Source organism: Pseudonocardia lacus (assembly GCF_018531445.1).
In the GTDB taxonomy this organism is placed as follows: Bacteria; Actinomycetota; Actinomycetes; order Mycobacteriales; family Pseudonocardiaceae; genus Pseudonocardia; species Pseudonocardia lacus.
Map to the genome: position 1 here is coordinate 1 of NZ_JAHDTH010000056.1, position 18,435 is coordinate 18,435.

Sequence of the window (18,435 nt, forward strand, 5' to 3'; positions counted from 1 at the left end):
TTGTGGTGGATCTTGTGAGAGAGAACCTGCCTATCGAGGACCCCGCGTCCTGACCAGCACCACGTAGATCATCCCGAATGTCCGTGTCGCCCGCCCGGACGTTTACCTACTCGCTGAGATCACCTCACTGGGTAGACGATCACCCCGGGCAGCTCGCCGGCCCGGTGGTGCTGCCGCACCGACCTCGCCTACGGTGCCGACGACCACGGCCCGAGGAAGGGTTCTGCGATCATGACGTCCGAGAGTCTGGCGGCGGCCATCGCCCGCGTCGGGAACCCGGTCGAGCTGCTGCGCAACGTCGCGGCGCCGGCCCACACCTTCCCCGTCGCACCCGAGTTCACCAACTGGCGCTCCGAGCAGCGCGCGTGGGCCGAGACCTGCGCGCTGCTGGACCAGTCCCACCACATGACCGACCTGTTCCTGCGCGGCCCGGACGCGATCGAGCTGCTCAGCGGGCTGGCGGTGAACACGTTCGCGAACTTCGGGGTCGGCCGGGCGAAGCAGTTCGTCGCGGTGAACCCCGCCGGCCGGCTGATCGGCGACGGAATCCTGTTCCACCTCGATGACGAGCTGTTCGACCTCGTCGGCCACCCGATGGTGATCGACTGGGTGCTGTTCCACCTCGACCGCGGCGACCACCGCGTCACGGCCGAGCGCGACGACAACTCCGCGGTCCGCACGTCCGGCCCGCCCACGTTCTACCGCTACGAGCTCCAGGGCCCGACGGCCGCGGCCCTGCTCGAACAGGCCACGGGCGCGCCGCTGCCGGAGACGAAGTTCTTCGCCATGGCGGAGTTCACCATCGCCGGGCACCGGGTGCGCGGGCTGCGCCACGGCATGGCGGGCCGGCCCGGGTTCGAGCTGTTCGGGCCGTGGGCCGACGGTGCGGACGTGCTGGCGGCGCTGCTGGCGGCGGGGGAGGACCACGGCCTGGTCCGCGCGGGGGCCAAGGCGTACTCGACGGCCAACCTGGAGTCGGGCTGGGTGCCCGCCCCGCTCCCGGCGATCTACGGCGACGACCCGCTGCTCGCCGAGTACCGCGAATGGCTGCCGGCCGGCGCCGCCGGCTCGATCGGCGGGAGCGTGGACTCCGACGACATCGAGGACTACTGCCTGACCCCGTACGACATCGGCTACGACCGCACCGTCAGGTTCGACCACGACTTCATCGGCCGCGCGGCCCTGGAGCGGCTGGCCCAGGACCCGCCGCGCACGAAGGTCACCCTGGTCTGGAACAACGACGACGTCACCGCGGCCATGGGTTCCCTGCTGGGCGAGGGCCCCGGCGCGAAGTACCTCGACCTGCCGAAGATCCGCTACGCGCTGCACCAGGAGGACAAGGTCCTGCTGGCCGGCGAGCAGATCGGCATCTCGCTGGACTGCGGCTACATCGCCAACGAGCGGGCGGTGGTCTCGCTGGCCACGATCGCCGCGGAGCACGCCGACCCCGGGACGGAGGTCGTGGTGATCTGGGGGGAGCAGCCGAACTCGGCGAAGCCGCAGGTCGAGGAGCACCGCGTGTGGCCGATCCGGGCGACGGTGGCTCCCGTGCCGTTCGTGCGGTTCGCGCGGGCCGAATACCGGAGCAACTGACCGACCGAGCCCGAGGACCACCGGACGACACCGCGGAGGCCCCGGGTTCGCCGTCATGTGACGCATGCGGGGCAGCCGGAGCGGCCGGCGCACGGCGACGGATGCCCGTGTCCCGGACGCGTCCGCTGCTCTACGCTGCCGGAGTCCGAACGCAGACGTCGACGGGCCACGGCGTCGTCGTCCCGGACAGCGGACCCCGCGGCTGATACCCCAACCAGCCCAACCAGCCCAACCCCGGTCGGATCGCCCTGGCGAGCCGGCCACCGACCACAGATGTCCCCGTCGGGCCGGCGCCCGCACACAGACGATGCCGCAACGGCGCGGGAGGCAGTTCATGGCAGCTGAGCTGGCCGTGCAGGACGTGAGTCTGCGGTTCGGCGGCATCGAGGTGCTGCAGGAGGTGAGCTTCACCGTCGAGCCGGGCCAGATCTTCGGGCTGGTCGGCCCCAACGGCGCCGGCAAGACGTCGCTGTTCAACTGCATCAGCGGGCACTACCGGCCGACCGCGGGGACCGTGCGCATCGACGGCACGCCGGTGCAGGGGGCGCGCCCCGCGACGCTGGCCCGCCACGGCCTGGCCCGGACGTTCCAGCACCCCGCGCTGCAGCTGCAGGAGACGGTGCTGGAGAACGTGCTGCTCGGCGCCCACACCCAGCTGCCCGGGGGGCCGCTGGCGTGGTCGGTGCGCACGCGGCGGACCCGGCGCGCCGAGGAGCGGTTCCGCGGTGAGGCGCTCGCCCTGCTGGAGCGCAACGGCCTCGCGTGGGCCGCGCACCTGCCGGCCGACGAGCTGTCGCACGGCCTGCACAAGGGCGTCGAGCTGTGCCGGGCCCTGCTCATGAAGCCGCGGCTGCTGCTGCTCGACGAGCCCGCCGCCGGCCTTCCGCACACCGAGGTGGAGAACCTGATCGCGACGGTCCGGCGCCTGCGCGCGGAGGACGACATCACGGTCGTCATCGTCGAGCACCACATGGGCCTCATCGCCGCCCTCACCGACCGTGTCGTCGTGCTCGACCACGGTCGCAAGCTCATGGAGGGGACCGCCGCCCAGGCCCAGTCCGACCCCCGCGTCATCGAGGCCTACATCGGGAAGGACGCCGCCGATGACGTTGCTTGAACTCGAGGACGTCACCGCGTCCTACGGCCCCGTGCAGGTGCTCGACGGCGTGTCGCTGAGCGTCCCGGAGAACGGTGCGGTCGGCATCCTCGGGGCCAACGGGGCCGGCAAGACCACGACCCTCCGCGCGATCAGCGCCACCGTCCGGACGGGCGGGCGCATCGTGTTCGACGGCGAGGACATCCGCGGCAGGCGGCCCGACAAGGTGGCCGCCCTCGGCATCGCCCACGTCCCGGAGGGACGCGGCACGTTCGGCGACCTGACCGTCCGCGAGAACCTGCGGGTGGGCGCCTACCTGCGCAAGGACCGCAAGGGGATCGAGAGCGACATCGAGTACTGCCTGGACCTGTTCCCGAACCTGCAGGACCGCATCCGGTCGAACGCGTCGGCGCTGTCCGGGGGAGAGCAGCAGATGCTCGCGGTGGGTCGGGCGATCATGTCCAAGCCGCGGCTGCTGCTGCTCGACGAGGCCTCGCTCGGGCTGGCGCCGACCACCGCCAAGGCCGTCTACGACGCGATCCGGCGGCTGCGCATCGAGTCCGGCATCGCCATGGTCGTGGTCGAGCAGAACGCCAACCTCGCCTTCACCGTCGTCGACAGCGCTACGGTCCTGGAGACCGGGCGGAGCGTGCTGACCGGCACCTCCGCCGAGCTCCGGGGAATGGACGAGATCCGCCGCGCTTACCTGGGAGGCTGACGTGGCGACCTTCATCCAGCTCATCGTCGACGGGCTCTCGACCGGCTCGGTCTACGCCGCGATCGCCCTGGCGCTCGTGCTCGTCCACCAGGCCACCGGCCTGATCAACTTCGCCCAGGGCGGCATGGCCGTGCTCGCGGCGTACAGCGCGTGGTGGCTGTTGAGCCGCGGTGTCCCGCTCGTGCTCGCCATCTCGGCGTCGGTCCTGCTGTCCTTCGCCTTCGGCGCGGTGGTCGAGCGGTGGCTGATGCGGCGGTTCGAGCGGGGCGACCCCGACACCGCCGTCGTCGTCACGATCGGTCTGCTGACCCTGATCACCGGCGTGTGCGGGTGGCTCTTCACCTACAACAACCAGCAGTTCCCCTCGCTGTTCTCGCTCGACGCCGTGACGTTCCTGGGGGTCTCGGTGAGCCAGCGCTCGATCGGGACCACCGTCGTGATCGTCGTGGTGATGCTGCTGCTGCAGGCGCTCTTCGCCGGCACGAAGCTCGGCCTGGCCCTGCGGGCGGTCGCGATCAACCCGCAGTCCGCGGCGTTCTCCGGCCTCCCCGTCGAACGGCTGCTCATGGTCGGCTGGGGCCTCGCCGCGGCGCTGGGCGCCATCGCCGGCGCGCTGGTCGCGCCGCAGCTGACACTGACGCCGGGGATGCTGGACAACGCCCTGGTGTACGCGCTGGCCGCGGTGATCCTCGGCGGTCTGTCGAGCCCGATCGGTGTCGTCGTCGCGGCGTGGATGATCGGCGTCCTGGAGAACCTCGCCGCGGTGTACGTCCCGCTCATCGGCTACGACCTCAAGGTGGCCGTGCCGTTCATCCTCATCTTCGTGGTGCTCGTCGTCCGGCCCCAGGGCCTGTTCGGCCGCAAGACCGTGGTGCGCGTGTGATGGCCGGTGCCCGCATGACGACCGCAGCCCTGTCCGACCGGCAGCGCTCGTGGCTGCGCCGGGCCGGGCCGCTGCTCCTCGTCGTCGTGCTCGTCGTGGTGCCGCTGGTGTTCCCGGAGTCGGTGAACGAGACCATCGCCCGCATCGGCGTCTTCGCCGTCGCGGTGCTGGGGCTGAACGTGGTGATGGGCTACGCCGGCCAGGTCTCGCTCGGCCAGATCTTCTTCCTCGGCCTCGGCGCGTACGTCACGGCCTACGGCGTGTCGAACGACTGGAACATCGTCGTGGTGTTCGTGCTCGCCTGCCTGATCCCCGCCTTCGTGGGGCTGCTCGTGGCCCTCGCCGCGGCCCGGCTGGGTGGGCTGGCGATCGCGATGGTGACCGTCGCGCTGCCCATCGTCGGGGTGCCGCTCGCCAAGCGCCTCAGCGAGTTCACCGGCGGCTCGCAGGGCCTGTCCGCGCGCTTCGGCGACGCGCCGGAGTGGAGCGGCCTCTACGACGACCAGTGGCGGCTGTACCTGGTGCTGGCCATCGGCGGCGCCGTCTTCCTGCTGACCCGCAACCTCGTGCGCGGCAAGTACGGCCGGGTGCTCGGGATCGTCAAGAAGAACGAGAACGTGGCGTCCTCGGTGGGGATCTCGCCCTACCGCTACAAGGTGCTGGCGTTCACCCTCGCCTCGCTGATCGGCGGCGTGAGCGGGTTCCTGTACATGCTCGTCATCCAGTACACCTCGCCGGAGACCATGAGCTTCGGCCATTCGATCCAGCTGCTGGCCGCGATGGTGATCGGGGGCGCGGCCAGCATCGTGGGCTCGGTCCTGGGTGGCGCGTACTACGTGCTCGTCCCGCAGTTGACGAACCTCGTCGACCCCAGCCTCACCGCGCTGCTGCAGGGCGCGGTCCTGCTGGTGGTGCTCTTCGTCCTCCCGGGCGGCCTCGCGTCGCTCGCCCGTCCGCTGGGCCGTGGCCGGCGCTCCCGCGCCCGCCACGACCCCGCGCCACTGATCACGCCGTCGGCGACCACGAAGTCGGGAAGCGCGGCGGATACACCCGAGACAGAGAGGCAAGGGCATCCATGAGCAGGCACTTCCGCTCGCGCAAGGCGCTCGTCATCGCCGTGGCGTCGACCCTGGCACTGACGTTCGCGGGCTGCTCCCGCGAAGGAGGCGGTGACGGTGCCACCGGCGCGGCGGCCAGCCCCGGCATCACCGACACGACCGTCAGGCTCGGCATCAGCACCCCGCTCAGCGGCTCCACGGCCGGACCGGGTACCTGCACGGTCGCCGGGGTCAAGGCGTACTTCGGCGCGAAGAACGCCGCGGGGGGTGTCGCGTTCGGCGACGGGAAGACCCGCACGGTCGAGATCGAGGCACTCGACGACGGGTACGACCCGCAGCGGGCGAAGGCGAACTACGACTCGCTCAAGGACGACGTCTTCGCGATGACCGCGGGCCTGGGTACGCCGACCAACCGCGCGTGGCGCGAGGCGGCGATCGCCGACGAGGTGCCGCAGGTGCTGGTGATGACCGGTGATCCGCTCTTCAGCGACACGCAGGAGAGCCCGTGGCAGCTCGGCTTCGTGCCGATCTACCAGAACGAGGGCGAGGCGTTCGGGAAGCTGCTCGTGGCCTCCGGCGCGCCGCACAAGGTCGCGATCCTCTCGCAGAACGACGACTACGGCGCGGGCTACGTCGAGGGCTTCAAGTCGGCCGTCGAGGGCGCGGCCAACATCGAGATCGTCGACGAGCTGACCTACGAGGCGACCGACACCTCCGTCGACGCGCAGATCACCCAGCTCTCCGCCAGCGGCGCCGACGTCATCTTCAACGCGATGTCGCTGGTGCCGCTGGTGGTCTCCGCGCTGCAGAAGGCCCAGCAGCTGAACTGGCTGCCGAGCTGGTTCCTGCCCTCGAACACCTCCAGCCCGGGCGCGGTCGTCGAGCCGGGTGGCGGCGCCGCGTTCCCCGGCATCTACTCGGTCTCGTTCGCGAAGGCGCCGGCCAGCCCCGCGTTCGCCGGGGACGAGGACGTGCAGACGTACCTGGCCGCGCTGAAGGAGCACGGCGACTACCCGGACGCCCCGGCGTTCCCGCACTGCCAGTGGAGCTGGATGGTCGGCGCGACGCTCGAGCAGGCCTTCACCACGATGACCGAGCCGACCCGGGACGACTTCATGCGGGCGCTGCGCTCGATCGAGAACTTCGAGGCGCCGCTCATGCTGCCGGGCACGGCGGTGACCACCACCGAGAGCGGCCAGCCCGCGGTGCCGACCGTGGTCGTGCAGAAGTACAACGGCAAGGGCTACGACACGGTCGAGTCCCTGGGCTGACGGCCCCCGACGGCCCCGGCGGCGTGCCGCCGTCCGGGGCCGCCGGCGCCGGCGCGAGGGAGGACGACGATGACCGGTGCACCGGCGATGCCGCGGTGGTTGCGCTCCGCGTTCCGGGTGCCGGACCGGTTGTACCGCCACGGGTGGGGCTTCCTGCTCGGCCGCCGGTTCCTGCGGCTGGTGCACGTGGGGCGGCGCAGCGGGCGGCGGTACGCGACCGTGCTGGAGGTCGTCGCGTTCGACCCGGCGGTGTCGGAGTACGTCGTCGTCTCCGGGTTCGGGCGGCGCGCGGACTGGTTGCGCAACATCGAGGCCGGCGGACCCGTGGAGGTCACCGTGGGCCGCGCGACGTTCCCGGTCGAGCACCGCGTGCTCGGCACCGACGAGGCGCTCGGGGTGTTCGCGGACTACGAGCGGCGCCACCGTGCGCTCGGTCCGGTCCTGCGCCGGGTGCTGTCGTGGTTGCTGGGGTGGCGCTACGACGGCACGCCGGACGCCCGACGGCGCCTGGCCGAGCAGCTCCCGCTGGTCGGGCTGCGCAGGCGGCCCGGGTGACTACCGCTCAGGGGCTGTCCGAAAGGGAAGAAAAGCCTGCCGACCGGTGAGCGAAGTGCCCCCGCGCCGCAGATCGCGCCGGGGTCCGCTGTCCGCGCACCATCTGTCGTCCCACGTGGCACGACGGAGCCGGGAGGCGGACATGGACGCACCGACACCTGCGGCCGGGGTGCGCGGCTGCCCGTTCGCCTGCGCCCCGACCGGCGGGACGGCGGCGCCGGTCGGCCATCGGCGCGCCACCCCGCGGTCGCCCGCGCCCGCCGTGCCCGATCCGGTGGGGCTGGCTCGCGGCGTGCTCGACGTGGTGCGGCGCCGCGGGAAGCACTTCCTGCCCGAGTCGCTGCTCGTGCGGTTGGACGGACTGCGCCACCCGGCGCCTGCCGACCCCTACTTCGCGGCGTTCCTCGACTGCGTCCTCGACAAGTACGACGGCCGGTTCCACAACCGCACCTACCTGGCGCTGCCGCTGCTGGAGACGATGCTCGACGACCCCACGACCGGGATGGACCCCGACCGGCTGTCCGCGGTGCTCATGTCCGACGTCGTCCGGTTCGAGCTGGCGGCGACCGGTGCGGACCGGCCCGACGACCGGACCCTGCGCACCCGGCTGCGGCACGCCCGGCGCTTCGTCGAGCTGTGCTCGACCGATGGCGCGGGTGGCGGCGAGCCGACCGGGGCGGTGGCGCGGTGGCTCGATGCGACGGCGCTGCCGGTGTCCGTCCTGCACGACGAGTACTTCTTCATCCGTGCCCTGCAGTGCCACGAGCTGACCTTCATCGTCCTGGTCGCCGACGTCCGCGCGGCCACCCGGGCCGTGCGGGCCGGGGCACCGGAGGCCGCCGAGGCGCGGCTGCGGCACGCGATCGAGGTGTTCGCCCGGGCGGCGCTGCTGTTCCGGATCGTGGCGACCATGCGCGCGGCGACCTTCCACACGTTCCGCGAGTTCACCCAGGGGGCCAGCGCGATCCAGTCCGACCAGTACAAGCGGTTCGAGGCGGCGTGCGGGGCGCCCTCCCGGGCGCGGTTGCGGTCGGACGCGTTCGCCGGGGTGCCGGTCGTGCGGGACGAGGTGCTCGCCGGTCAGGACGACCTCAGTCGGGCGGTGCTCGACAGCCGCCGACCCGGAGCGACGGGCTGGGACGGTCTCGGTGCCGCCATCGCCGAGCTGGAGGGCGCCCACCAGCGCTGGAAGGCCGCCCATCGCGGGGTGGCCGGCCGGATGCTCGGGACCGCCGCGGGCTCGGGGTACACCGAGGGGGTCCCGTACCTGGACCGGTGCATGGACAACCGGCTGTTCGGCGACCTGTCCGCTGCCTGACCGCGCTCAGCCGGCGATGATCTGCCGCGGTGCCCGCGTGGCGGGACGTTCCGCGCGCGGTGGGGGCTGCGCGCGGCCCTGTGTCGATGGTTCGCCGGTGAGCGCGCTCATCGGAGCGGGGTCGGCACGCGGGTGCCGCAGGCGTGCGACTCGATGACGGCGTGCGCCAGTTGCAGCGCCCGCCGGCCCGCGGTGGCCGGCACCGGGGGTGGGCGGCCCTCGACGAACGCCGGCAGCAGGTCGTCGAGGTAGCGGTCGAAGGTGGCGTGGAAGTCGCGGTCGCGGTCGTTGAAGTACCCGGCCTGCCACACCTGGCTCATCTCGTCGCCGGCCGGCGTGTAGGTGTAGCGGCGCACCGTGTCCTCCACGAGGATCCGACCGTCCAGCCCGTTGACCTCCAGCAGGTGCGCCCCGGGGTAGCTGTAGGACGAGTCGTAGGTGCCCACCAGCGAGCCCACGGCGCCGGCGGCGAACCGCAGCGCCACGGTGAGGGTCGAGTAGCCGCGCCCGGTGGCGTCGCTCATCTGGCCCATGACCGACTCGACCGGGCCGCAAAGGTGTTCGAGCAGGTCGAGGCCGTGGCACTGGGTCTCGATCAGGTTGGCGTGCGGGTGTCGGCTGGTGCCCGGCTCGCCGCCGAAGCGCCACCAGGCGAAGGTCAGCCTGCCGAGCGCGCCCGCCCGGATCGCCGCCTCGGCCAGCCGCACCGGCCGGGCGTAGCGGTGGTTGAAGTTGATCGCGAAGAACAGCTCGCGCCCGGCGGCCTCGGCGATCAGCGCGTCGGCCTGGTCCAGCTCGAACACCAGCGGCTTCTCCACCAGCAGCGGGAACCCGGCGCGGATGATCTGCCGGGTCGGCTCGAAGTGGCCCTCGTTGGGCAGGCACACCGAGACCAGGTCCGGGCGTTCCCGGTCGAGCATCTCCTCGATGTCGGTGTAGCCCGGGACGTCGAACTCGCCGGCCCGCTGCGCTGCGCGCTCGGGGGTGCGGCCCACCACGGCGCACAGGGTGGCGTCGGTCCGGATGGAGAACGCGATGGCGTGCTGGCGGCCCCACCAGGCGCCGGTGCCGACCACCGCGACCCGGGTGCGTGCGTTCGTCATCTGCTCGGCCCTCTCGTCTGCTCGGCGCTCACGTCGGTACGCCCCTGCCGCCCCCGGTGCGCCGCCGGGCGAGCCCGGCCTGCACCAGCACGACGACCAGCAGGAACACCCCGCTGGCCAGCTGCTGGTAGTAGGCGTCGAGGGTGCCGATCTGGTTGATGACGTTCTGCACGACCTTGAGCAGCAGCACGCCGACGAGCGTCCCGACGAGCGTGCCCGCGCCGCCGGTGAGCAGCGTCCCGCCGATGACGACCGCGGCGATGGCCTCCAGCTCGCGGCCCTCGCCGATGGTGGGCAGGCCGGAGGAGGTCTGGGCGGCGACCAGGATGCCGGCCACGGCCGCCAGCAGGGCGCTGAGCACGTAGACCGAGGCCTTGACCCGGGCCACCGGCAGCCCCATCAGCTCGGCGCCCTCCGAGCTGCCGCCGATGGCGTAGACGGCCTGCCCGAACCGGGTGCGGTTGAGCACGACCAGCCCGATCGCGAACACCACGAGAGCGACCAGCACCGGAGCGCCCACCCCCAGGACGCGGGCCTGCCCGATCCGGGTCAGCGCGAGGTCGGCCGGGATGAGGTGGACCCGGTTGCCCTCCTGGGACGCGGCGAAGGCGAGCCCGCGGGCGAACAGCAGCGCGGCGAGGGTGACGATGAACGGCGCCATCCGGGCCCGGCCGACCAGCAGGCCGTTGGCCAGTCCGATGAGCCCGCAGACGACCAGCGGGAGCGCGACCGCGGCTACCGAGCCCCATTGCGCCCCGTACGCGGTCAGCACGCCGGCCAGGGCGAACACCGAACCGACCGACAGGTCGATGCCACCGCTGATGATCACGAAGGTCATCCCGACGGCGATGAGCACCAGGTAGGAGCTGTCCAGTGCGATGTTGCCGGCGTTGCGCGCGGACGCGAAGCCGTCGCCGAACGCCGCGGTGCCCACCACCAGCAGGACGGCCAGCGCGAGCGGCGCGCCGGCGCGGCGCACCAGCGCGGCAGCCCGTTCCCGGTGCTCGGCAGGCGCCGACCCGGCCCGGGTCACGACCCGCCCCTCTCTCGCTGGATGAAGACCGCGACGACGATGATGACCGCCTGGACCATCCGGGCCACCGAGTCCGGCAGGTCGTTCTGGATGATCGTCGCGGTGATCAGCTGCATGAGCAGCGCCCCCATCAGGGTGCCCAGCACCCGGACCCGGCCGCCGGCCAGCGGCGTGCCCCCGATGACCACGGCGGTGATCGCGCTCAGCTCGATGAGCAGCCCGACGAAGGACGGGTCGCTGGCGCCCAGCCGGGCGGTGTTGACCACCCCGGCCACCGCCGCGAGCAGCCCGGAGAGCACGTAGACGGCCAGCAGGGTGCGCCGGACCGGCAGCCCGGCCATGGTGGCCGCGGTGCGGTTGCCGCCGATCGCGACCACCCGGCGGCCGAAGGCGGCCCGGCGCACCAGCACCGCGACGACGACCCCGAGCGCGCCGGTGACCAGCAGCGTGACCGGGACGCCCGCCGCGGACCCGTTGCCGATCCAGCCGAGGGTGGGGTCGAAGATCTCGACCAGCCGCCCGTCGGCCAGCACGAGGGCCAGCGCCCGCCCGGCGACCAGCAGCGCGAGCGTGGCGATGATCGGCTGGACGCCGAAGACGGCCACCGCGACGCCGTTGACCAGGCCGACGAGCCCGCCCACGGCCAGCGCCACGACGACCGCGGGCCCAGGCCCGTAGCCGAGGTAGAGCGGCAGCACCGCGGCCGACAGCGCCATCACCGACCCGACCGACAGGTCGATGCCCCTCGTCGCGACGACCAGGGCCATCCCGAGCGCCACGATCGCGATCGGCACCACCTGCACCAGTTGCAGGCGCAGGTTCGCCAGCGTCGCGAAGTTGGCGGTGAACAGCAGGTTGCCGACCAGCAGCACGGCGACGGCGACGTGCACGCCGTGGTCGGAGAGGCGGCGCAGCGCGGCGGGCCGCGGCCGCGGCGCCGGGGCGCGGACGGCGTCAGCCATCGCCGGCCGGTCCGGGCTCGTCGGACGCGCCGGCGATGGCGCTCATGATCTGGTGCTCGCCGATCCCGTCGCCGGTCAGCACGTCGACCACGCGCCCGTCGCGCAGCACGAGGACCCGGCTGGCGCCCTCGACGACCTCCTCCAGCTCCGAGGAGATCAGCACGACGCCGAGCCCGGTCGCGGCCAGTTCGTCGACCAGCGCCTGGATCTCGGCCTTCGCGCCGACGTCGATGCCGCGGGTGGGCTCGTCGAGCAGCAGCACCCGCGGGTGCAGGCACAGCATCCTGGCCAGCAGCACCTTCTGCTGGTTGCCGCCCGACAGGTCGCGCACGGGCTGGTCGGGGTCGGCGATCTTGATCCGCAGCCGGCGCACGAACACCTCGACGACCTCGTCGCAGCGCCGGTCGGAGACGAAGCCGGCTCTGGTCAGCCGGGGCAGCGCGGCCAGCACGATGTTGTCGCGCACGGAGAGGTCGGCGATGATCCCCTCGGCCTTGCGGTCCTCCGAGACCAGGCCGATGCCGGCGGCGATGGCGGCGGCCGGCGACCAGCGGCGCGCGGTCGCGCCGGCGACGCTGATCGACCCGGAGTCGAGCGGGTCCACGCCGAAGACGGCGCGCGCGGTCTCGCTGCGCCCGGAACCGAGCAGGCCCGCCAGGCCGACCACCTCGCCGGCGTGCACCTCCAGGTCCACCCCGGACAGGGCGTGGCGGCGGGTCAGACCGCTCGCGCGCAGGACCGGCTCGCCCGCGCGGCCGGTGTGCGCCTCGCCGAAGCGGGTGCGGCCGTGGGCGCGGACCTCGTCGACCCGCCGGCCGAGCATCATCGCGACCAGGCCGAGGCGGTCGGTCGCGGCCACCGGGCCGGTGTGCACGCGCCTGCCGTCGCGCAGCACGGTCACCCGCTGGGCGAGGCGGAAGACCTCGTCGAGGCGGTGGCTGACGTAGAGCACGGCGACGCCGTCGGCGCGCAGCACGTCGATCACCTCGGCGAGCCGGTCGACCTCGCGGGGTTCGAGCGAGGACGTCGGCTCGTCCATGACCACGACCGACGCGCCGCGCCCGGTCGTGGCCACGGCCCGGGCCATCGCCACCATCTGCTGCACGCCCAGCCCGAGCTCGCCGAGGGGGCGGCGGACGTCGACCGCCACGCCGTAGCGGCCCAGCACCTGGCGGGCCGCGCGGTGCATGCCGGCGGTGTCGATCAGGCCGAGCCGGCCGCGGGGTTCGCGGCCGAGGAACAGGTTGCGTGCCACGCTCATCTGCGGCACCAGGTTCAGCTCCTGGTAGATGGTGCTGATGCCGGCGGCCTGCGCGTCGCGCGGCCCGCCGAAGCTGACCTCGGCTCCGCGGTGGCGCAGGCTGCCCCCGTCGGGCGGGTGCACCCCGGTGATGATCTTGATGAGGGTGGACTTGCCGGCCCCGTTCTCGCCGACGAGCGCGTGCACCTCGCCGGCCAGCAGCGTCAGCGAGACCCGGTCGAGCGCGGCGATGCCGCCGAAGTGCTTCGACACGTCGGTCACCTCGATCGTCGGGGTGCCGTTCGCGGGTCGGTCGGGGGAGTCGGGGGAGTCGCCGCCGGGCGGCGGGGCGGCCGCGTGTTCGGCCACGTGCGGGGTCCCTTCGGCTCGGGAGTGCCGGTCCGCGCCCGGTGGGTCGGCGCGGACCGGCGGATCGGGGTGCGAGCGGCGGCCTCAGTAGGCGTTGGCCAGCTCGGCGGCCGCGTTCTCCGGCGTGTACTCCTTGTCGGAGATGATCGTCGTGGCGGGCACGCCCGCGCCGCTGTAGAAGTCCTCCAGCGCCTGGAAGGCCAGCGGGCCGAAGCGCGGGTTGGACTCGATGACCCCGGCGATCCAGCCGTCGACGATGCCCTGCACGGCGCCGCGGGTCCCGTCGATGGTGATGATCGTGACCTCGCCCGGCTGCTTGCCGGCGGCCTTGAGCGCGGCGACCGCGCCGAGCGCCATCTCGTCGTTCTCGGCGTAGATCGCGGTGATGCCGGGGTTGGCCGAGATCAGCTGCTCGGTGACCGAGCGGCCGCGTTCGCGGGTGAAGTCGGCGGTCTGCTCGGCGACGACCTGCAGCGCCGACCCGGTGGCGGCGAGCCGGTCCTTGAAGCCCTTGGTGCGGTCGACGGTGACGTTCACCCCGGAGGCGCCGAGCAGGATCGCCACCTGGCCCTGCCCACCGGTCGCCTCGATCATCGCGTCCGCGGCCCGCTCGCCCTGCTCCACGAAGTCCGAGCCGATCCAGCCGATGTAGTCGACGCACGGCGTCTTGGAGGTCAACAACCGGTCGATGGTCATGATCGGGACGCCGGCGTCCTTCGCGGCCTCGAGCGCGGGGTCGAGGCCCTCGGAGTTCAGCGGCGAGATGATCAGCGCCTGGGCGCCCTGGGCGATCATGGACTGGATGTCGGCGATCTCCTTGTTGAGATCGGACTGGGCGTTGGTGGTGATGAGGTCGATGCCGCGGGCGGCGGCCTCCTGCTTGATCGACTCGGTCTCGGTGATCCGGAACGGGTTGGCTTCCTTCTCCGACTGGGCGAAGCCGACCGTGATCGTGGCCAGGTCGAGCTTCGGCACGCCGCCGTTGTAGGTCTCGGCGGTGCACGCGCCGCTCGCGCCCGTGGTCGACCGGACCTGCTGGTCGGCCCCGGCGCCGCCCGCAGCGGCCGCCGCCGGGGGCTCTGCCGCCTTCGTGCAGGCGGCGACGGTGAGCAGGAGCAGGGCCGCGGCGACCGCGGCGACCCGGGTGCTCGCCACGGGGGTTCGTGCTGTGCTGGCTGTGGGCCGCTGCGACTGGTACACCGGCGGCACTCCCTTCACTGGCGGACTCGACGCTGGATCGACCTGGACCACCGCTGCTTCGGCAGCCCGGGGTCGACGGGAGAGCCCGCCATGGCGCCGCGATGCTGCCAAGTTCTGATCAGTAGTGAGAGCTGATGCCAGAAGGATAGTGGGATTCAGCCAGGATCTGTCAATACCTGGAAATATGTGGCAGGACGGCGCAGAACGGTGCGACCGGGGCTCAGGCCGGGTCGGCGACCAACACGCGCACCCCGGCCGCGGTCAGCGCGTCGAGGACCAGCGGATCGGCGGCCGCGTCGGTCACCAGGACGTCCATCCGGGCGGTCGGCACGGTCTGGCACATCGTGTCGCGGCCGATCTTGGTGTGGTCGGCCAGCACCACGACCCGCTGCGCCGCGGCCACCAGGGCGGCGTCGGTGGCGGCCGCGAACACGTTCGGCGTGGTCAGCCCGCGCTCGACGGTGACGCCCTCGCCGGAGAGGAACACCTGGGACCCGCGCAGGCCCTGCAGGCTGGACTCGGTCAGCGGCCCGACGAACGCGTTGATGGAGCGGCGCAGCGTGCCGCCCACCATCACCAGCTCCACCTGCTCGGCGCCCAGCAGGGCGGTGGTCACCGGGACCGAGTTCGTGACCACCGTGAGCTGCTCGACCCCGGTCAGCCGGGCGGCCATCCGGTGGGTCGAGCGGCCCGGCCCCAGCAGCACGGCGCTGCCCGGCTCGACCAGCGCGGCGGCCCGGGCGGCGATCGCCTCCCGCGCCGCGGCCACCGGGTCGTCGCCGTCGGCCGGTCCGCCGGTGGTGGCGATCGGCTCGGGCCGGTCCCGCGGTTCGGGGGAGAGGTCGGTCGAGCCCGACCGGCCCGCGCCGCCGCGGGTGGTCGTGAGCAGGCCCTCGGCCGCCAGTGCCCGCAGGTCGCGGCGGACGGTGGACTCGGAGATGCCGACCACCTCGGCCAGGTCCCGGAAGGACGCGTACCCGCGCAGGCGGACGTGGTCGAGGATGCGGCGGCGGCGTTCGGCGATCAGCATCGTCGGGCGTTCGGCATCGGGGACCATCCGGGCGGTTCGGGGTGACGGGGCACGAGCTCGCCCCCATCTTCTAGCAGAACTTGGTAGAACATATCACTACGTGTCACCCGATGGCGTCCGCCGCTGCGGCCGCCCCGCGCTCGACCAGCAGCCCGAAGCGACCGCAGGCGTCGTCGAGAGCGGCGGGGTGCACGCCGGGATGGTAGGTGCGCGGCCGGAACGACGCCCGCACCACCTCCCGGATGTCGGCCACACCGTCGAGCTGCCCGTCGGCCACGGCCTGGACCAGCAGGTTCCCCACCCCCGTCGCCTCCAGCGGGCCCGCCACCACCGGCCGCCCGCAGGTGTCGGCGGTCAGCCGGCACAGCAGCGCGTTGGCCGCGCCCCCGCCCACCAGGTGCACCACCGGCACCGGGCGCCCGACCAGCTCGGCGGCGCGGTCGAGCACCCACCGGTACTTGCAGGCCAGGCTGTCCAGGACGCAGCGGACGAACTCGCCGCGGTCGCGCGGCACCGGCTCGCCGGTCGCCCGGCACAGCCGCGCGATGCGGCCCGGCATGTCGCCCGCGCCGAGCAGCGACGGGTCGTCCGGGTCGACGAGGCTGCGCCACGCCGGCGCCCGACCGGCCAGCTCGGTCAGCTCCGGGTAGCTCGGCCCGGCCCCGTTGGTCCGCCAGGCCCGGCGGCACTCCTGCAGCAGCCACAACCCGTTGACGTTGCTCAGGAACCGGACGGTGCCGGCCACCCCGGCCTCGTTGGTGAACCGCGCGCGGCGGGCCCGCGGCGTGGTGATCGGGTGCGGGACCTCCAGGCCGACCAGCGACCACGTCCCGCACGACACGTACCCGAACAGCCCGTCGGGGCCGAGGTCGTCGCCGGCCGGCACCGCGGCCACCGCGCTGGCGGTGTCGTGGCCCGCCACCGCGACCACGCCCGGCGGCGCCGGCGCGTCCACCTGCCGGGCCACCTCGCCGGTCAGTGGCCCCAACGGGGTCGCCGGGTCGACGACCTCCGCGTCGAACAGCCCGCCGTCCAGCCCGAGCCGTTCGATCAGGCCGCTCGCCCACCGGCCGCGGCGGATGTCCCAGAGCTGGCCGGTGCTGGCGATCGTCCGCTCGGTCACCCGCACGCCGCTCAACCGGGCCGCGACCAGGTCCGGGATCGTGGCCAGCGCTTCCGCTCTGGCCAGCGCGGGGGAACCGCGCATCGCCAGCAGCTGGCAGGCCGTCGTGATGGGCAGGAACTGGGTGCCGGTGATCGCGTAGACCTCGTCGGCGTCCACCCGCCCCAGCAGCCGCGCGACGGCGTCGGCCGTCCGCGGGGTGCGGTGGTGCCACGGCGGGGCGACCAGGTCGCCGCGGGCGTCGAGGAGCCCGAAGTCGTTGCCCCACGCGTCCACCCCGACGCTGCGCACGTCGGCGCCCGCCCCGCGGGCGATCCCCTCCACGACCGCCCGGAGGAGCGCGTCGAAGTCCCAGCACAGGTCGTCGGGACCGCGGACCGGGGTGTTCGGGAAGCGGTGCACCTCCTCGACGACGAGCCGCGCGCCGTCGAAGTCGCCGCGGAGCACCCGCCCGCTCTCGGCGCCGAGGTCGACGGCCAGGTAGGCGGGCACGGGGACAGCCTAGGAGGGTCGTGCCGACCGTGGTGGCCGAGCCGCGCCCGGAGGAACGGTCCGGTCTCCCGGACGATCGGTCGGCCGCAGAGGGCGCGCGGCGGAGACGGTGGGGGCGAGAGAAAGGAAGTCCATGTCCCCGCACCCGCACCCGTCCCCGCACCCGTCCCCGCCCCCACAGCCTCCCGCGCTCGAGGACCCGACCCCGCCGCGGTCGGCCTGGTTCGCCGTCGCCTCGCTCGGGCTGGGCATCTTCACCCTGGTGGCGAGCGAGTTCCTGCCGGCCAGCCTGCTCCCGCTGCTGGCGGCGGACCTCGGCGTCACCGAGGGCACGGCCGGCCAGCTGGTCACCGCGACCAGCCTCGCCGGCATCGTCGGCGGCCCGCTGGTGGTCTCGCTCCTGCCCCGCGCCGACCGGCGCCTGGTGATGGTCGGGCTGACGGCCGCGGCCGCGATCTCCGACGTCGCGGTCGCCGTGGCGCCGCACTTCGCCGTCATGCTGGTGTCGCGGTTGCTGCTCGGCCTGGCGCTGTCCGGCTTCTGGGCGCTGACCCTGGCGGTGACCGCGTCGCTGGTGCCGGCCGACCGGCTCGGCCGGGCGATGACGGTCGTCAACACGGGCGTCGCGCTGGCCACCATCGCGGCCGTCCCGGCGGGGGCGGTGCTGGGCGAGCTGCTCGGCTGGCGGGCGGCCTTCCTGGTCGCCGGGGCGGCCGGCGCGCTGGTGCTCGTCGTGCAGCTCGCGGCGCTGCCGTCGGTGCCCCCGGCCGGCGCCCCCGGGGTCGCGACGCTGGTCGCGACGGCCCGGCGGCCCGTCGTCGCGCTCGGCGTCGTCGCGATCGTGCTCATCGCCGGCGGGCACTTCATGGCCTTCACGTTCGTCCGCTCGGCGTTCGCCGCGCTCGACGGGCTCACCCCCGGGCTGCTCGCCCTGCTGCTGGTCGTCTACGGGCTGGCGAGCTTCGCCGGCAACCTCGTCGCCGGGCCGCTCGCCGACCGCGCCCTGACCGGGTTGGTGATCGCCGCGCCGGTCGCGGTCGGGATCGGCACCGTCCTGCTCGCGCTGGACGGGGTGCAGGCGCTCATCGCGGGCGTGGCCGTGGCGATCTGGGGGCTGGGCTTCGGCGCGGTACCGACGATGGTGCAGACCTGGACCGCCCGGATGGCCCCCGACCGGCTGGAGAGCGCGAGCGGGCTCGTCGTCACCGCCTTCCAGGTCGCGATCACGGCGGGCGCCGCGATCGGCGGGCTGCTCGTCGACGGCGTCGGGGTGCGGGGCACGCTGACCGGGGCGGCCGTCGCGGCCGTGCTCGGCGGGCTCGTGCTCGCGAGCGCGGGCCGTGCCCGCACCCGCGTCCCGGAGCCCGCCGCGCGCTGAGGGTTCAGGCTGT

Annotated in this window: 16 protein-coding genes; 9 read left to right on the plus strand and 7 right to left on the minus strand. The window is 73.6% G+C overall.

The genetic code is table 11. The features are described 5' to 3' along the window. Nucleotides 1-231: 231 nt before the first annotated feature. From KIK08_RS14455 to KIK08_RS14490, 8 genes are all read left to right on the plus strand, one after another. Nucleotides 232-1,593, plus strand: coding sequence for an aminomethyl transferase family protein (locus tag KIK08_RS14455; RefSeq protein WP_214403646.1), 1,362 nt, complete (start codon nt 232-234; stop codon nt 1,591-1,593). A gap of 334 nt (nt 1,594-1,927) precedes the next feature. After that, nucleotides 1,928-2,710, plus strand: a complete 783-nt coding sequence (locus tag KIK08_RS14460) for an ABC transporter ATP-binding protein (protein WP_214403647.1) — start codon at nt 1,928-1,930, stop codon at nt 2,708-2,710. Beyond that, nucleotides 2,697-3,407, plus strand: a complete 711-nt coding sequence (locus tag KIK08_RS14465; protein ID WP_214403648.1) for an ABC transporter ATP-binding protein — start codon at nt 2,697-2,699, stop codon at nt 3,405-3,407. Before KIK08_RS14460 ends, KIK08_RS14465 begins: the two co-directional genes overlap by 14 nt. Nucleotide 3,408: 1 nt before the next feature. Then, nucleotides 3,409-4,290, plus strand: a complete 882-nt coding sequence (locus KIK08_RS14470) for a branched-chain amino acid ABC transporter permease (RefSeq protein WP_214403649.1) — start codon at nt 3,409-3,411, stop codon at nt 4,288-4,290. 14 nt (nt 4,291-4,304) lie between these two features. Then, nucleotides 4,305-5,369, plus strand: a complete 1,065-nt coding sequence (locus tag KIK08_RS14475; protein WP_214403650.1) for a branched-chain amino acid ABC transporter permease — start codon at nt 4,305-4,307, stop codon at nt 5,367-5,369. Continuing rightward, nucleotides 5,366-6,619: an ABC transporter substrate-binding protein gene (locus tag KIK08_RS14480; protein WP_214403651.1), complete on the plus strand. Its 1,254-nt coding sequence runs from the start codon at nt 5,366-5,368 to the stop codon at nt 6,617-6,619. The genes KIK08_RS14475 and KIK08_RS14480 overlap by 4 nt, the downstream gene beginning before the upstream one ends. Nucleotides 6,620-6,688: 69 nt before the next feature. Next, nucleotides 6,689-7,174 carry a nitroreductase family deazaflavin-dependent oxidoreductase gene (locus tag KIK08_RS14485; protein ID WP_250557011.1) on the plus strand — a complete coding sequence of 162 codons (486 nt, stop codon included), beginning with the start codon at nt 6,689-6,691 and terminating at the stop codon, nt 7,172-7,174. A gap of 142 nt (nt 7,175-7,316) precedes the next feature. Continuing rightward, on the plus strand, nt 7,317-8,492 hold the full coding sequence (locus KIK08_RS14490; RefSeq protein WP_214403652.1) for a tryptophan 2,3-dioxygenase family protein: 1,176 nt from the start codon (nt 7,317-7,319) through the stop codon (nt 8,490-8,492). 107 nt (nt 8,493-8,599) lie between these two features. Here the strand turns inward: KIK08_RS14490 and KIK08_RS14495 are convergent, their stop codons facing one another. From KIK08_RS14495 to KIK08_RS14525, 7 genes are all read right to left on the minus strand, one after another. After that, nucleotides 8,600-9,595 (minus strand): Gfo/Idh/MocA family protein, encoded by a 996-nt coding sequence (locus KIK08_RS14495; protein WP_214403653.1) that lies wholly within the window; start codon nt 9,593-9,595, stop codon nt 8,600-8,602. A 28-nt stretch (nt 9,596-9,623) separates the two neighbouring features. Continuing rightward, nucleotides 9,624-10,628: an ABC transporter permease gene (locus KIK08_RS14500; protein WP_214403654.1), complete on the minus strand. Its 1,005-nt coding sequence runs from the start codon at nt 10,626-10,628 to the stop codon at nt 9,624-9,626. Then, nucleotides 10,625-11,590 (minus strand): ABC transporter permease, encoded by a 966-nt coding sequence (locus KIK08_RS14505; RefSeq protein ID WP_214403655.1) that lies wholly within the window; start codon nt 11,588-11,590, stop codon nt 10,625-10,627. The genes KIK08_RS14500 and KIK08_RS14505 overlap by 4 nt, the downstream gene beginning before the upstream one ends. After that, entirely contained in the window at nt 11,583-13,112 is a 1,530-nt protein-coding gene (locus tag KIK08_RS14510; RefSeq protein ID WP_308257638.1) for a sugar ABC transporter ATP-binding protein, read from the minus strand. The genes KIK08_RS14505 and KIK08_RS14510 overlap by 8 nt, the downstream gene beginning before the upstream one ends. A gap of 171 nt (nt 13,113-13,283) precedes the next feature. Beyond that, complete coding sequence (locus KIK08_RS14515; protein ID WP_308257636.1) at nt 13,284-14,354, minus strand: ABC transporter substrate-binding protein; 1,071 nt, start codon at nt 14,352-14,354, stop codon at nt 13,284-13,286. Nucleotides 14,355-14,619: 265 nt separating this feature from the next. Continuing rightward, nucleotides 14,620-15,429, minus strand: a complete 810-nt coding sequence (locus KIK08_RS14520) for a DeoR/GlpR family DNA-binding transcription regulator (RefSeq protein ID WP_214403657.1) — start codon at nt 15,427-15,429, stop codon at nt 14,620-14,622. Between the two features lie 103 nt (nt 15,430-15,532). Continuing rightward, complete coding sequence (locus tag KIK08_RS14525) at nt 15,533-17,044, minus strand: rhamnulokinase (protein ID WP_214403658.1); 1,512 nt, start codon at nt 17,042-17,044, stop codon at nt 15,533-15,535. 133 nt (nt 17,045-17,177) lie between these two features. Between KIK08_RS14525 and KIK08_RS14530 the strand changes: the two genes are divergently transcribed. After that, the gene (locus tag KIK08_RS14530) at nt 17,178-18,422 is read left to right on the plus strand and encodes an MFS transporter (protein ID WP_214403659.1); all 1,245 of its coding nucleotides are present in this window, start codon (nt 17,178-17,180) and stop codon (nt 18,420-18,422) included. The last annotated feature ends 13 nt before the right edge of the window (nt 18,423-18,435 follow it).

What these genes read in the sequence shown, in the direction of transcription:
- KIK08_RS14475 (WP_214403650.1), top strand. Translation starts at nt 4,305, where the DNA reads ATGACGACCGCAGCCCTGTCCGACCGGCAGCGCTCGTGGCTGCGCCGG.
- KIK08_RS14495 (WP_214403653.1), bottom strand. Translation starts at nt 9,595, where the DNA reads ATGACGAACGCACGCACCCGGGTCGCGGTGGTCGGCACCGGCGCCTGG.
- KIK08_RS14530 (WP_214403659.1), top strand. Translation starts at nt 17,178, where the DNA reads ATGTCCCCGCACCCGCACCCGTCCCCGCACCCGTCCCCGCCCCCACAG.
- KIK08_RS14505 (WP_214403655.1), bottom strand. Translation starts at nt 11,590, where the DNA reads ATGGCTGACGCCGTCCGCGCCCCGGCGCCGCGGCCGCGGCCCGCCGCG.
- KIK08_RS14455 (WP_214403646.1), top strand. Translation starts at nt 232, where the DNA reads ATGACGTCCGAGAGTCTGGCGGCGGCCATCGCCCGCGTCGGGAACCCG.
- KIK08_RS14520 (WP_214403657.1), bottom strand. Translation starts at nt 15,429, where the DNA reads ATGCTGATCGCCGAACGCCGCCGCCGCATCCTCGACCACGTCCGCCTG.
- KIK08_RS14485 (WP_250557011.1), top strand. Translation starts at nt 6,689, where the DNA reads ATGACCGGTGCACCGGCGATGCCGCGGTGGTTGCGCTCCGCGTTCCGG.
- KIK08_RS14480 (WP_214403651.1), top strand. Translation starts at nt 5,366, where the DNA reads ATGAGCAGGCACTTCCGCTCGCGCAAGGCGCTCGTCATCGCCGTGGCG.
- KIK08_RS14465 (WP_214403648.1), top strand. Translation starts at nt 2,697, where the DNA reads ATGACGTTGCTTGAACTCGAGGACGTCACCGCGTCCTACGGCCCCGTG.
- KIK08_RS14460 (WP_214403647.1), top strand. Translation starts at nt 1,928, where the DNA reads ATGGCAGCTGAGCTGGCCGTGCAGGACGTGAGTCTGCGGTTCGGCGGC.
- KIK08_RS14490 (WP_214403652.1), top strand. Translation starts at nt 7,317, where the DNA reads ATGGACGCACCGACACCTGCGGCCGGGGTGCGCGGCTGCCCGTTCGCC.